This window comes from Clostridium punense (assembly GCF_017874425.1).
Lineage (GTDB): Bacteria > Bacillota > Clostridia > Clostridiales > Clostridiaceae > Clostridium_J > Clostridium_J punense.
In genome coordinates, this window is record NZ_JAGGLL010000027.1 from 44911 (window position 1) to 59011 (window position 14101).

Consider the following 14101-nt stretch of genomic DNA (forward strand, 5'->3'; position numbering starts at 1 on the left):
AAGAAAATTGAGCTTGAAAAAGTTGAAAATAGGGGATTAAATACATGAAAGAAAATTTAATGATTATAGTTTCAGGGGCTCCAGCTGCTGGAAAAACTACCTTGAGTAAGGATTTAGCTGAAAGATTTAATCTACCAGTGATTAATAAGGATGAGATTAAAGAATTACTTTTTGATACTATAGGAGTAAGAGACGAAGAATGGGGACTTAAGCTTGGAGGTGCAAGCTTTGATATTACCTATTTATTTGCTGAAAAACTTTTACAAACAGGGAAACCCTTTATTGTAGAAGGTAACTTTGATAATAGGTATTCAACAAAATCTTTCTTAGATATAAGAAAGAGGTATCCCTATAAAGTAATTCAATTATATTGTTACTGTGAAGCTCATATTCTCTATGAAAGATTCATAGATAGAAATAATTCAGGAGAAAGACATATAGGGCATATTAGACCCATAGAAAGTTTTGAGGAATATAATAAAAATATAAACAATAGAGAGTTTAAGCTAAGTATAGAAAATAGCATAACTATAGATATTGATACCACAGATTTTAATACAGTAGACTTTGAGGAAATTTATAAAATAGTGGAGAAAAGTTTAGCCTTGTATTAATTTTGAACTTATACTTTGGGGGGATAATATGTTAAATGGAAAAAATATTAGTCTTAGATTGATTCAAGACGAAGATATACCAGAAATGTTAGAGCTAATGAATGACTTAGCTCATAGGGGAGATTATTTAGGGGTTCAGTTACACCATGAAAGTAAAATAAGAAAGTATCAATCTGATACAGGCTTTTGGGAAAAAGATTTTGGAAGAATGTTGATAATAGACAAGTCTCATAGAATTTTAGGGGTAATCACATTCTTCAAAGGATTTGGAGACTGTGAAGGCTATGAGATTGGGTGTCAGATTTATAGGAAAGAAGACTGGGGTAAGGGCTATGCTACAGAAGCAGTTAAGATATTTTCTGCTTATATATTTGAACTTAAACCCATACAAAGACTTCAAATATGCACAGCAAAGGAAAATATAGCGGCAAGAAAAGCTGCAGAAAAATGTGGCTTTATTTTTGAGGGAACTATGAGAAAAGCGTTCTTCGCAAGGGGAAAGTACCATGACTTAGATGTTTTATCAATGTTAAGAGAAGAGAGTAGTCCACTGTCAGTGAATTATCATACTAAGGAATAAGGTTATTAATCATGGAAAATAAAAATGTTGAACTTATTCTTTCTTCAATTTTAAAAAATATAGAAGAAGGAAAAGAGAATTATATAATTGGTATTGACGGATATAGTTGTGCTGGGAAGACTTCTATAACTGATCAATTAGTAAAGCACATTAAAGAAAGATATCAAGCCCAAGTTTTTCACATAGATGATTACATCACTACTAGAAAGCATAGATACAATACGGGACGTAAGCAGTGGTACGAGCTTTTTTATTTACAGTGGGATGAAAATTATATCAGAGATCACTTATTTAAACCACTTAAAAGTAATGAGATAGAGTTAAAATTAAATTATTATGATAAAGAAAAAGATATGATAACAGAAGAAAGTTATAAAATAGCTTCAAAAAGTATAATAGTTGTTGAGGGAGTTTATCTTCAAAGGAAATGTTGGAGAGATTTCTTTGATTATATGATTTTTGTAGATTGCCCAAGAGAGGTGAGGTTTCAAAGGGAAATCATCAGAAGCAATCATAAAGGTGACCTTAGTCAGGTTATTGAGAAATACAAGGAGCGCTATTGGGCAGCTGAAGATTATTATGATAAAACTTTTGAACCTTTAAAGTCAGCTGATTTGATTATAAATAATTGCTAATAACGTTTAAATTCTCACAAACACTATATAATGACATGATTTTTATCTTTCAAAAGTTTATACAAATTATTCTCACCATGTTTTTACACTAAAACTATGCTAAGAAAGTTTTTGTATTTGAGAAAGTTGTTGATAAATGACAATTATCAATACATTTTATGCATATATGCAGGAGGCTGTTCTTATAATTTACTATAAGATTTATTGGGGGTGATAAAATGAGATTTGAATTAGCTGTAAGGGAACTACTCAAAATACTCTGTGCAAAGTCTGTAGGTATGACTTTTGGCGACAATTTGCACAGAGACAAATAGTATAGTCGCCCTCGCTAGGGCATGTTTCTCGAAGTTAATAAATTGGTTTTTATATTTTCGAGTTCGTGTATAAGCAAAATTAATACCTTTACGGGCTTTGCTTCCTTAATTTGAATAAAGATTTAAGGAGCTGAGCTTTGTGAAATATGTAAAAGTTGAAAATGTTTTACCTGATAATTTAATTAAAGAAATTCAAAAATATATTCAAGGTGAATATATTTATATTCCATCTCCACCCAATACACGAAAAAAGTGGGGGGAGAGTTCAGGTAATAGGGAGCATATAAGAAAGAGAAATGAAGATATATGCAGCAAATATCGCAGTGGATGTAAAATTAAAGATTTAGCTGAAGAATATTATCTTTCAGTTGAAAGTATTAAGAGAATTGTATATAAAAAAAGTTCATAGATTAAAGCTACTACTCATTTTTGAGTAGTAGCTTTATTATATTAAAATAATATGAAGATATTTATAACACCTCTATTTGACAAAACTAGAATATATAAGTTATTGTTTTATAAATTCAATTTGGCAGCTTGGTTGTAAATCTAGTAAAGCTCCATATCTTTGAGAAGCAGTTATAAAACATATAAAAGCTAAAAGTTCTGAGATTTCTTCATCACTAAATTGAGATTTCAATTTGCAAAAATCTTCATATTTGATAATGCTACCTTTTGAAATTATATCTGCAATTTCTGTGGCTATGATAATTTTACTATCTGTTATATTATCTGAAGGGTTGCCTTTAGCCATGCAATATTCACAGCGGTTATTAAAGGCAAGGGTGCGTCTCACTTCTTCTTTTAACTCAGGTGTAAAAGTAGTGCTAGTGAAAAAGCGGTTTTCTAAAGCTGACCATGCCATTAGAATATTTTCATTATGACCTAGTAATTGTTGAAAGGGTGTAGCTCCGAATTTGGAATATTTGATCTTTGCCATGATAATCCTCCTTTAAATATGCATATTAATCACTGACACTGATTTAATATGTATTCTTCAATAAAAACTAATTTAATATTAACTAATATGGGTTCTAAGTAAATTATGATAAATTTACAACTTAGTGAAATTTTAATATTATCTCAAAATAAAAAAATATTATCTAAAAGATTTAAAAAAACATAATAAACAATAAAAATTTACCTGTAAGATAAATATGAGCTTTGTTTTCGTATAATAAAATTATAATTGCTATTGGAATAAAATTGTATTTCAAGTAAAATATAATTTAAAAATAAATATATCAAATAAAATAAATTTTAGGAGAATAAATTACAAATGAAATTTGATGAAATCGATATGATGATTTTGAAAGAATTACAAGAAGATAGCAGATTATCTATAAGAGAATTAGCAAAGAGAATTAACCTATCACCTCCATCGGTTACTGAAAGGGTTAGAAAGCTTGAAGATGAGGGAATAATTGAAGGTTATACAATTAAGATAAACAAGAAAAAGCTTGGACTTTCAGTAGATTGCATAATTAAGGTTACCATGAAAAATGGGGGTTATGAAAGATTTAAACAGTTTATCAAGGACTATAAAAGAAGCGAATGGTGTTATAGGATTGCCGGAGATGGGTGCTTTTTAGTTAAGCTATCTGTTGGAGAACTAAATGAAATAGAAGATTTTGTTAATATAGTTTCTGAATATGCAATAACTCAAACTATAGTAGCCTTTTCTGAGGTGGATATTAACAACAGTATTGCTAAGTTTATAGAAAAATAAAAATGTCATAAGCAATTAATTTACTTTATTATAATATAATTAATATGTTATGTGAGAAAATATTCAAATTTGGGGGAATGATGAATATGGGGTTTATTGAGTTTAACCTGAAAAAATGTATAAAAGTTAATGTAGTTACATCATTAATACTTATTGTTATTTCATTACCAATATATTTTCTAGTTAATTTAATGGAAACTACTAAAAGAAGAGAATTTTCAAATGGCGAGGTGTGCCATATTTCACCAAACTTGCTAGTAGGTGCTTTAATAGTGTTTCTATTGTTTATATTAATACTCGTATATCTAGCTAGAATCCCAAAGAAGATAAATTTATATAAGAATTTTTGGAGGAATTTTAAGTATTATATTGGAGTAATTTTATGTAATATATTTTTAGGATGGTATATGCAAAAATCTGCTATAGGTTTTGAAACCAGTGTAGCTTATTTCTTCATATCTTCAGCAACAATTTTCATTTCTTTATTAGACCGTCATATGCTAATTAAGGAAAAACATAAAGATAAAGTTTCCTCGTAATTTCAATCTTCACGTGAAATATTTATGCTTTGAAAATTAAATTCACCTAGAGAATTTATTCTTTCTCTAAGTGAATTATATAGTATCAATTATTGAATAGGCATTACTACATTTTTTTATTGTAGTACTTGAAGCTAATAACATAGGTTATTAAGAAACAAGAAACTATAAACATAGGAACTTGAAATAATATTGGATAAAATATGCCTCCTATTAATGCAGTGGCATATAAGATAATAATCATTACATAAGAAGCAATGCGAAAAGCTTTATTTCCTATTTCTTGAATTCTTTCATCTGTATTACTTAAGCGACTTTCCTTTAACTTTATATCATTACCAAGCAAAAATTTATTTTTTATCCATAATCCAGCACCGCATATAAACAGACCTACTCCTACCCCAGAGTATACACCTAACATGTGGTCATTAAGTGATAATTTCCAGTAAAATTCTGAGGCAAAACCAATTGCTGCTGTTATAATTCCTATTACCATAAGAATAACCATGATTTTCATACGACTTTTAATAACTTCTCTAAATTCTTCATTAGTTTTTGCTGTAGTTCCAGTTAAAATTCCCTTCATAAATTCTCATCCTCCTGATCAAAAATAAATACATCTTCAATGGACACTCCAAAAAATTGAGCAATCTTGTGTGCTAAAACTAAGGAAGCATTGTACCTGCCATTTTCTAGAGATATAATTGTTTGTCGGGTAACATTCACTGCGTCTGCTAGTTCACTTTGAGTTATTTTTTTTGCTTTCCGTAAATCTTGTATTCTGGTTTGCAATTAATCACTACCTTTCAAAAAGTATAGTAAGCTTTACAATTTAAGTATAGTATGCTTTACTCAAAATGTCAAGCATGCTATACATTTATTTTGTCATAAGCAAAAACTTAACCAGTGGTTAAGTTTTTGAATCTATATTGAACTATGAGTCCATTGGTATATAGGTAAAAATAATATATACTAAAGCTATAGGATCCTATAATAAATTTATGGAGTGATATAAATGGAAAAGTTATTAATAGGAGAAGTTATCTACAGGTTAAGAAAAGAAAAGGGAATTACGCAAGATCAGCTTGCTAATTTTATTGGTGTGTCGACAGCGGCAGTATCAAAGTGGGAAAGTGGAATTTCCTATCCGGATATTACTCTACTACCTATCTTAGCCACCTTCTTTAATATCACAATTGATACACTTTTAAACTTTAAAGTTGAACTTTCTGATGATGAGGTTATGAGCTTATTTAGTGAATGTGAAAAGCTATTTAGTAACGGAGCACTAGAAGAGGCTATTAGTAGGAGTAAAGGTTATGTATCAAAATATCCTAATAGCTATTATTTAAAATTGAGAATAGGCTTTTTATTTACAATGTACTCTTGGAAAAGTTCTAGCGAAGAACAGGGAATGAAGATGATAGGTGAGGCAATTGAGTTATTTGAAGATGTTTCTAAAAATTGTTCTAACGTAGAACTGTGTGAGCAAGCCCTATTTCAACTAGGTGCACTATATCCAATGGTAGAAGAAGAAGATAAGGCTATAGAGTGCGTAAATAAAATTAGAAAAAGCCAACTTGATCCTAATTTAATACTTACAAGCATTTATATTGAAAAAAAGGAACTCAAAAAAGCAAGGGAAATATTGCAAAGCAGTTTGTATAAAAGTATTAGTGATATTTCTATAACCTGTTTAGGACTGGTGAATTCCTACATGAAGGAAGATAAGAGAGATTTAAATATTGTAGAGAAGTATCATAACTTAGCTATTAATATTAAAAAAACTTTATCACCAGAAGGGGATTCCGTAATAGGTCTATCCTCTGAGTACTTATACTTTGCAATAGATTATTTAAAGTTTAATGAAACCTCTAAGGCAATAGAAATGCTAGAGAAAATGTTAGAAGACATGAAAAAAAATGATATTAATAATATGACGGAGTTTTCTTCCATATGGTGCTTTAATGAGATTCCACAAGGTAAGCGTACAATAACTATGAATTTGTATGAGAATATGTTTAAAATCTTTGAAAGCACTGAATTTGATTTAATTAGAGATAAAGAAGAATTTACTAAAATACTTAAGGAGTTAAAGAATCTAGAGAAAAATTCCTTAACTAATGAGTAAAAACTATACAATAATAAATAAACTAAGAAAATAGAAGTATTTCTATAAGGAAGTACTTCTATTTTGTTTATTCATATTAGTTTATAGTCTAGTATAATGATATAATTTTATTATGAAAATATTTAAGCACTCTTAGAAATATATTGTTAATGAGGAGCAAAAAAGGAGTATATTTAATTTTAAATAATATAGATTGGATTTTCGGGTTTTTATTTTCAATGGCTTTATATAAACTCTTTAAGAGGTTGGCAAAAGTTAGTTGAGAATAAAATTAAATACATAAAGGCATAAGATTAGAGGGATTGAAATTGGATAATTTAGACATAAAAATAACTAGTAGGATTAAACAGAAGATGAGTGTAAGTAAAATTACAACAGAATCGCTTAGATTAGGAATACTATTAGCTATAGTAGGAGGATTTCTAGATGCATATACTTACGTTGGATGGGGAGGCATTTTTGCTAATGCTCAAACAGGAAATATTGTGTTAGTGAGCATAGAACTTTCAAAAGGGCAGTGGATGCAAGCTCTTCTTCATATGCCACCAATTTTGGCATTCATAGTAGGGGTAGTGGTAGCAGAATCTATTAAAAAGTCTCCACCTAAACTTTTCATTAAGGATTCCGTGAGAACTATTTTATTACTTGAAATTATTGTGCTTTTTATTATAGGTTTTGTGCCAACTACTGTGCCCAATAGTTTTGTAACAGTTACTATTTCATTTGTGTCTTCAGTTCAGATTTCTACCTTTAGAAAACTTCATGATTACCCTTATAGCACTACTATGTCCACAGGAAACCTATACTCTGCCTCACAGGCAGCTTATATTGCTGTGGTTAATAAAGATAAAAAGTCAGCTTTGAAGGCACTAGGGTATTTTACTATTATTTTTTCCTTTATAATAGGAGCTTTTCTAGGTGGACTAATAACTTCTTCTATAGGAGTTAAAGCAATATGGGGAGCTGCGATGGTATTAACAAGTGCGGTAGTACTGCTTAGTGCAGGAAAAAAGTATGTAAGTAAAGAGAATATAACTTTAAATAATTAGGGTGAGACGAATATGTTTGGGGAGTGAGTTAATGTGAATTGGATTTTGAGTGTTTTATTTATTACTATTATTATAAGGGACTATAGGATTAGTAGACAGTTATTAATAAAGGCTAGAAAAAAACTAGTGACAAAGTACTTATTCTTATAGCAGGTGTAGTTTTCTTTTACTTGTTTTATAAATATGCAAAAATTCCAAGTCATTACCTAGTTGGAATTCTAGGTGTAACTGTACTTATAGTTGGATATTTTAAGAATGGAATAACAGCAATGGGGATTGCTTCTATGTATAGAGGTGCACAGTTTATTCCTTGGAATAAAATAAAAGAAGTTAATGTATATAAGGGGAAAATTATAAAAGTCTCTTATGGTGGAGATAGATTTTATAACAGTCTTTATTTTCAAGATGAAGAGTATTATAGGGTGATAGAATTATTAAATGAAAAATTACCTAATTTAGTGATAAAAATAGATTATGAACCTGTATAAAACTCAATAAACTGAATCTAAAATCTAAATTAAATTCTTCACTAAAAAATACAGGCTACCTTCAATTTTTCTTAAGATTTAAATAGAGGGTTATCTTAAAGAAGTTTAAAAGTTAAAGCAATGTAAGGTTAAGGTTTTATGAGTTCAAAGATTTGAAAGGATAGCAATTAAATATGAGAATAAATAAGCTACTTAGTAATTACGGAATTTGTTCAAGGAAAGAGGCTAATAGAATAATAGAACAGGGAAGAATAATTGTAAATGGAAGGCTTTGTGAACCAGGTCAATGGGTAGAGGAGTACGATAGCATTCTTTTGGATAATGAGGCTATTAAGCCAAAGAAAAAAGTATATATGGTTTTAAATAAACCGGTGGGAGTTACATGTACCTTATCAAGGGATGTGGAAAATAACATAATTAATTTTATGAACTATCCAGATTATGTATTTCCAGTGGGAAGATTAGATAAGGAGTCTCAAGGCTTAATACTCATGACTAATGATGGGGACCTTGGAAATAAAATTTTAGAATCTGATAATCACCATGAAAAAGAATATATAGTAACTGTCGATAAGTCCTTCGAAGATACATTTCTAGATAAAATGGGTGAAGGTGTTGAAATCTTAGGAGTTAAAACTAGACCTTGCATTGTAAAAAGAATAAGTGCAGACACTTTTTCAATTATTCTTACTCAAGGGCTAAATAGACAAATAAGAAGGATGACTAAGGTTTTTGGCTATGAGGTTATTCGATTAGAAAGAATTCGAATTATGAATGTGTCACTAGATGATTTACAAATTGGAAAGTGGCGCAACCTTACAGAAAAAGAAGTAAGTGAGCTAAGAAGCTATAATTAAATAAATAGAGGTGTTGGTGCATGTTATTAGATACATTAAGTTATATAGGTAGTAAATTAAATGAAGAAAATATTACGTGGGCTGTAGGAGCATCTATTCTATTAAACCATTATGGATTAGTTGATAAACCAAATGATATAGATATTATGATTAATATAAAGGACATTGAAAAAGCAGATAAGATTTTGACTTCTTTAGGCAAGAAAAAATCGCAGGAAAAAGTATCAACCTATAATACAGAGTACTTTTATGAATATGTAATTAATGGTATTGATGTGGATGCGATGGCAGGAATGATTATTAATCATGAGGCAGGAGCATACGAGTATAGGTTTGATGATGAAGCAATAACAGGACAAAGACAAATTAATGGAGTTAATATACCACTAACCTCTTTAGAAGACTGGTATGTTTTATATCAAGTAATTCCTAATAGAGATTTAAAGGTAAAACTTATAGAAGATTATTTGATAAAGAATGGGGTGAAAAATCCAGAGTTATTGAAAAGAACTTTAGAAGGATGTTTGCCCATAGAAGTGAGAAATAGGATTAAAAATTTTATATAAATAAGAGATAAGGTATAGTTTTGTATACCTTATCTCTTATTTCTCAAAGGAGTATAATATTTCTAGAGGAAGGTATGTATTTAGTGGTTATTAATAGAATAAGAAGAGTAATAGAAAATAATGAATTTAGATGGTTGTGAGGATAAATAAGAGATCATAAAGGAGAAGTGAAAATGGAACTAAAGGTTCAGTATGATTGTTCAAATATAGATTTTCAATATATAACTGATACACTTAAAACTGTTGGTATGGGGTACTTTGATGCCATAACTCATAAAAAAGCCTTTGAAAATAGCTATACTGTAGTATTTATTTTTGACAACGAAAAGCTTATAGGGTTTGGAAGAGGAATTTCAGATGGAGCCTATCAGGCAGGAATTTATGATGTGGCTGTGATTCCGGAGTATCAAGGTAAAGGTATAGGAAAAATCATTGTAGATAGCATTTTAAAAACCATACCTCAATGCAATGTTATTTTGTATGCTGCACCAGGAAAAGATGCATTTTATGAAAAGTTAGGGTTCAGAAGAATGAAAACAGGAATGGCATTATTTCTAAATAGTGAGAGAATGCAAGAAAAGGGCTTTACTGATTAGTAGAACTAAAATAAAATGAGAGTTTAATAAGGTTTTAGTTGGGAGTAAGCAATATTGTTAGAAGAAACCAAGCAAAGATTAGCAGAAATGTAATATTAGAACGGGGGATATTATGTTAGAAATAATAAAGGATAAGCTACCTATAAGCGCTTCGCAGGAATACATAATTGACAATATAACAGAGGATTTTAAAGGTGATCTTTTTAACATTTATAGAAATGAAAATATTGCAAAGTATGTAGCAAGAAAAACCCATACCAAAATTAAAGATACTGAAGAGTTTATTGAATTAATGAGAGAAAGAATGAAAGCAAGTACTAATTTATATTTAGGTATTTATACTTTAAGTCCTAAAAAGTTAATAGGTATTGTTAGATTACTAAAGAAAGAAGAACCTGGTATTTTAACTATAGGTTATGCACTTAGTGAAGAATATTGGGGAAAAGGAATTATATCATTAGCAGTAGGTAGTCTAATTCCACTTATAAAGGAAGAGGGAACATATTCGGCTCTTCGTGCAACCATAAGAGAAGAAAATATAAATTCTCAAAGATGTATTGAAAAAATGGGCTTTAAGTTAAGTGGAAAGTTTAAAAAAGTTGATAATGTTCAGGGAAAAGAAGAAGTGGAAAGTGAAAGGTTACTATATTATAAGGAGCTTTAAAATTAAGTTATAGACTAAACAGAGGTAATATTTGTATAATAATTATATAGGGTTATATCTTTACAAGTATAAGGAACTACTAAAGCTTAAGGTAGTTCCTTTTTTGGAATAGGGAGGGAGAAAATGAAAAATAATAAAAAATATTTATTTACAGCTTTAGCTACTCAGATGCTTCTAGTTCCTATAGTAATTACCGTGATGTTAATTGTACTTATGCCAATGCTAGGTAGTGTATTAGACTTATCAAAAACAGGAAAATATACAGTAGGCCTTATTGTTTTATTGGGCTTCTCTATAGCCATATTAATTATAAGCACAATTATTGGAATGATTTTCTCTAGGCTATGGTCAAAAGGAGGTATTGAACTAAAATACAAATATAAAATTTCTTTATTTCCTATTTGTTATGCTATAATTTTTGCCATTGGAATTCTATTATTTTCGAAAGGAAATTATAATTCTATCTGGTGGATAGTGTATATATACAAAAATCCAGCATTTTTTATGATAGGCCTCATTTTCTTCTTAATGGGGCGCTATTTTATGTTACCTGTAATAGAACTAATTAGCTATATTGGATTTGTCTTAGGAATTTTCCTATACCAAGTTATCAGTAGGAAAGAAATTAAGATAGAAACTTCAAGAAACTTTACGATAGTCTCTGCATTAATAGTAATTGCTCTTGTTGCTGTTTTAGCCGGCTTTACAAAGGATGTTATTAGTAATGGAATTACTGAGATTACTTATGGAAAAACTGATTTAAAGAATGATTTAAATGAAGATGATTTGATTAACATAGCACCATTTAAAGTAGCAAACGGTCTTGCCAAGCTCGGGGGTCCTGCAAGTCTTCAGTTTACTGACATTAATACCATGCCAAGATTAGATGGAGCTACAGCAGCGTACCCTGTTTATGCTTCCTTTGTAGAAGCTACCTATAAAGGGCTAGGAGAATACTATTTTAATGCTATGAAGAGCAGTACCCAAGAATTCATAGATAAAGATATGCATGTAGCCTTTGTTATTAGTGATCACTTTCCATTTAATATTGTAAAATGTTCAAAGACTGGAGAAGCATATGAAAGACTAATTAAAAAAGAAACGGATATAATATTTGTGGCAGAACCCTCAAAGGAGCATATAGAAAAAATAAAAGCATCAGGTGATGAATTTGCTTTAACTCCAATTGCAAGTGAAGCTTTTGTGTTTTTTACAAATAAACAAAATTCGGTTGAAAATCTATCAGTAAAACAAATTCAGGATATATACTCAGGTAATGTTAACAATTGGAAAGAAGTGGGTGGAGAAAATAAAACAATATTACCATTTCAAAGACCTGAAAATTCTGGTAGCCAAACTGTTATGCAAAATAAAGTAATGAAAGGTATTACTATGATATCACCTAGAAAGAAAATCTTGTCAATGGTATGGGTGGGATTATTTCTCAGGTTGCAGATTATAAGAATGCAAAGAATTCTATTGGCTATTCTTTTATGTATTATTCTTCTCAAATGTTTAAAAACAATCAAATTAAATACATTGCTATAGATGGAGTACTGCCAACAGCTGAAACCGTAAGGAATAAAACGTATCCTTTCACTGTTCCAGTTTATGCAGTAACTTTAAAATCTAATAAAAATGAAAATGTTGAAAAGTTGATACAGTGGATTCTTTCAGAGGAAGGGCAGAAATTAGTTGAAGAAACAGGGTATGTTCCAGTGAATAAAGAATAATTTCTAGAAATAATAAATTTAAAGATAATATAAAATTAAGTATTCTTGTAAGATAATCAATATACAAGATTTATGAGAAGAAATTCTAGAATTAATGACTAATTGAAATTACTTTGTTTATATTTATATGATGTAGTATTTATGTCAAGATTTGCATCACTAAATATTTTCATAGAAGTACTAAAGAAAGGATGTGAAACCTTAGGAATAGTTGTTTATACGGTATTTATAAAACTAATAATGGAAAGTAACACGGGGATAGTAATCTTAAGTAACTTATTAGGACCAATAAATGTTATATGACAACTATTTACTAAACAGAGCATATGAAGAACAGCGAATTAAGAAATGAACAAGGACTTACTGAAAGTGAATTTATAGAAAAGTATGATCCAAACAAATATGATAGACCTAGTGTGACTAATGATGTGCTGATATTTACCTTAGGAGACGGTGAAGAAAGAAGTAATTACCCTCATAAGAAGTTACAGCTTTTGCTGATACAAAGAAGAGATCATCCTTATATTCACAAATGGGCACTTCCCGGTGGGTTTTTAAATATGGATGAGGATTTAATTCAAGGAGCCTATAGAGAACTTGAAGAGGAAACAGGAGTAACTGATATTTATGTAGAGCAGTTAGGTGCTTTTGGAGAGATGTACATCGACAAGGAAAGAACTATTCCAAGGGATCCAAGAACTAGAATAATAACAGTAGGTAACATTGCACTTATTCCTAAAGATAAGCTAAAACCTAAAGCTGGGGATGATGCTGAAAGTGTTATGTGGTTTAGTGTAGAAACTGAGTTTTTAGGTAAAAAAGTCTGTGAGGACTACTTTACTAAAGCTAATATTCTACATCTTTCTTCTGAGGATGGTAAAATCAAAATTTCCTATGAGATTGAAGAAAAAATTACTAATGATGCTATGAGAATGAGAGAAGTAAGTTATAGTCTTTTAGATAATAGTACGGATTCCTTAGCAGCAGACCATTTTAAATTAATATTTTGTGGACTAAACAATATAAGAAAAGAAATGGAATATACTCCGATAGCCTTAAATTTACTACCTGAAACATTTACCTTAGGAGAGTTGACTGAAGTCTATGAAGCTATACTTGGAAGAAAAATTCAGAATCTAGAATGTAAGCTTGGAGATATGATAGTAAAAGTTAGCGAATGCGCATATAGTGATGATATAACTTCAGAGCAGTTATACAAATTAAATGCTGGTTGGGAACATGAGTTTTAACATTTATAGAAAAACTCCTACAAATTTCAAGTGAAATCTGTGGGAGTTTTTTATTTGCTATAAGCCATTCCAGCTAACATTTTTTCTTTTTCAGTCATAGTAATCACTCCTAAGAAATATTGTACACTTACTTTTACTCATTATAACACTAGAAAACAATAATGTTAAATTTTCCATGGAAATAAGGTATAATGATAAAATAATATTAATGACTTTATAACTAAAGATTGGACTATATAAAATTAGTAAGAAATAATTAATATATATATGTTTTAATTAAGAAAATTCATCCCTAAAAATACCACTAATATAAAACTATATAAAAATCCAAAATAATAAAAATAAATTATGCGAGG

The 14101-nt window shown here is 29.6% G+C and carries 20 protein-coding genes; 17 read left to right on the plus strand and 3 right to left on the minus strand.

Annotated elements, in window-relative coordinates; all coding sequences use genetic code 11:
- Positions 1-44: 44 nt before the first annotated feature.
- The 4 genes from J2Z44_RS15680 to J2Z44_RS15695 all read left to right on the plus strand — a co-directional run bounded on the left by J2Z44_RS15680 (position 45) and on the right by J2Z44_RS15695 (position 2552).
- Positions 45-614 (plus strand): P-loop nucleotide/nucleoside kinase family protein, encoded by a 570-nt coding sequence (locus tag J2Z44_RS15680; protein ID WP_021281144.1) that lies wholly within the window; start codon positions 45-47, stop codon positions 612-614.
- A gap of 28 nt (positions 615-642) precedes the next feature.
- Entirely contained in the window at positions 643-1194 is a 552-nt protein-coding gene (locus J2Z44_RS15685) for a GNAT family N-acetyltransferase (RefSeq protein WP_021281145.1), read from the plus strand.
- A gap of 11 nt (positions 1195-1205) precedes the next feature.
- Complete coding sequence (locus J2Z44_RS15690) at positions 1206-1829, plus strand: nucleoside/nucleotide kinase family protein (RefSeq protein WP_021281146.1); 624 nt, start codon at positions 1206-1208, stop codon at positions 1827-1829.
- Between the two features lie 453 nt (positions 1830-2282).
- A complete protein-coding gene (locus J2Z44_RS15695) occupies positions 2283-2552 on the plus strand; it encodes a CD3324 family protein (RefSeq protein WP_209649791.1) in 270 nt (89 codons plus the stop codon).
- Between the two features lie 99 nt (positions 2553-2651).
- On the opposite strand, the gene J2Z44_RS15700 is transcribed toward J2Z44_RS15695, so the two are convergent.
- Positions 2652-3083, minus strand: coding sequence for a carboxymuconolactone decarboxylase family protein (locus J2Z44_RS15700; RefSeq protein WP_021281149.1), 432 nt, complete (start codon positions 3081-3083; stop codon positions 2652-2654).
- 339 nt (positions 3084-3422) lie between these two features.
- On the opposite strand from J2Z44_RS15700, the gene J2Z44_RS15705 reads away from it, so the two are divergent.
- Together J2Z44_RS15705 and J2Z44_RS15710 are read left to right on the plus strand one after the other, a co-directional pair.
- Positions 3423-3872: an Lrp/AsnC family transcriptional regulator gene (locus J2Z44_RS15705; protein ID WP_021281150.1), complete on the plus strand. Its 450-nt coding sequence runs from the start codon at positions 3423-3425 to the stop codon at positions 3870-3872.
- Positions 3873-3958: 86 nt separating this feature from the next.
- The gene (locus J2Z44_RS15710) at positions 3959-4411 is read left to right on the plus strand and encodes a hypothetical protein (protein WP_021281151.1); all 453 of its coding nucleotides are present in this window, start codon (positions 3959-3961) and stop codon (positions 4409-4411) included.
- A gap of 106 nt (positions 4412-4517) precedes the next feature.
- Here J2Z44_RS15710 and J2Z44_RS15715 read toward each other — a convergent pair whose 3' ends face one another.
- Positions 4518-4997 (minus strand): hypothetical protein, encoded by a 480-nt coding sequence (locus tag J2Z44_RS15715; RefSeq protein ID WP_021281152.1) that lies wholly within the window; start codon positions 4995-4997, stop codon positions 4518-4520.
- Positions 4994-5203 carry a helix-turn-helix transcriptional regulator gene (locus J2Z44_RS15720; protein WP_021281153.1) on the minus strand — a complete coding sequence of 70 codons (210 nt, stop codon included), beginning with the start codon at positions 5201-5203 and terminating at the stop codon, positions 4994-4996. Before J2Z44_RS15720 ends, J2Z44_RS15715 begins: the two co-directional genes overlap by 4 nt.
- Before the next feature lie 223 nt (positions 5204-5426).
- Between J2Z44_RS15720 and J2Z44_RS15725 the strand changes: the two genes are divergently transcribed.
- The 11 genes from J2Z44_RS15725 to J2Z44_RS15770 all read left to right on the plus strand — a co-directional run bounded on the left by J2Z44_RS15725 (position 5427) and on the right by J2Z44_RS15770 (position 13745).
- Entirely contained in the window at positions 5427-6542 is a 1116-nt protein-coding gene (locus J2Z44_RS15725) for a helix-turn-helix domain-containing protein (RefSeq protein WP_021281154.1), read from the plus strand.
- A gap of 353 nt (positions 6543-6895) precedes the next feature.
- Entirely contained in the window at positions 6896-7591 is a 696-nt protein-coding gene (locus J2Z44_RS15730) for a YoaK family protein (RefSeq protein WP_051186090.1), read from the plus strand.
- 170 nt (positions 7592-7761) lie between these two features.
- Positions 7762-8079 (plus strand): hypothetical protein, encoded by a 318-nt coding sequence (locus J2Z44_RS15735; RefSeq protein ID WP_021281156.1) that lies wholly within the window; start codon positions 7762-7764, stop codon positions 8077-8079.
- 173 nt (positions 8080-8252) lie between these two features.
- Complete coding sequence (locus J2Z44_RS15740) at positions 8253-8936, plus strand: pseudouridine synthase (protein WP_021281157.1); 684 nt, start codon at positions 8253-8255, stop codon at positions 8934-8936.
- Between the two features lie 20 nt (positions 8937-8956).
- Positions 8957-9502 carry a nucleotidyltransferase family protein gene (locus J2Z44_RS15745; RefSeq protein ID WP_021281158.1) on the plus strand — a complete coding sequence of 182 codons (546 nt, stop codon included), beginning with the start codon at positions 8957-8959 and terminating at the stop codon, positions 9500-9502.
- A 173-nt stretch (positions 9503-9675) separates the two neighbouring features.
- Positions 9676-10098 (plus strand): GNAT family N-acetyltransferase, encoded by a 423-nt coding sequence (locus J2Z44_RS15750; RefSeq protein WP_021281159.1) that lies wholly within the window; start codon positions 9676-9678, stop codon positions 10096-10098.
- A 112-nt stretch (positions 10099-10210) separates the two neighbouring features.
- Complete coding sequence (locus J2Z44_RS15755) at positions 10211-10762, plus strand: GNAT family N-acetyltransferase (protein ID WP_021281160.1); 552 nt, start codon at positions 10211-10213, stop codon at positions 10760-10762.
- Positions 10763-10885: 123 nt separating this feature from the next.
- Positions 10886-12310 carry a PstS family phosphate ABC transporter substrate-binding protein gene (locus J2Z44_RS15760; protein ID WP_021281161.1) on the plus strand — a complete coding sequence of 475 codons (1425 nt, stop codon included), beginning with the start codon at positions 10886-10888 and terminating at the stop codon, positions 12308-12310.
- A complete protein-coding gene (locus J2Z44_RS21635; protein ID WP_242833371.1) occupies positions 12274-12495 on the plus strand; it encodes a PstS family phosphate ABC transporter substrate-binding protein in 222 nt (73 codons plus the stop codon). Before J2Z44_RS15760 ends, J2Z44_RS21635 begins: the two co-directional genes overlap by 37 nt.
- Positions 12496-12636: 141 nt before the next feature.
- On the plus strand, positions 12637-12798 hold the full coding sequence (locus tag J2Z44_RS15765; RefSeq protein ID WP_021281163.1) for a hypothetical protein: 162 nt from the start codon (positions 12637-12639) through the stop codon (positions 12796-12798).
- 23 nt (positions 12799-12821) lie between these two features.
- A complete protein-coding gene (locus J2Z44_RS15770; RefSeq protein WP_021281164.1) occupies positions 12822-13745 on the plus strand; it encodes an NUDIX hydrolase in 924 nt (307 codons plus the stop codon).
- Positions 13746-14101: the final 356 nt, after the last annotated feature.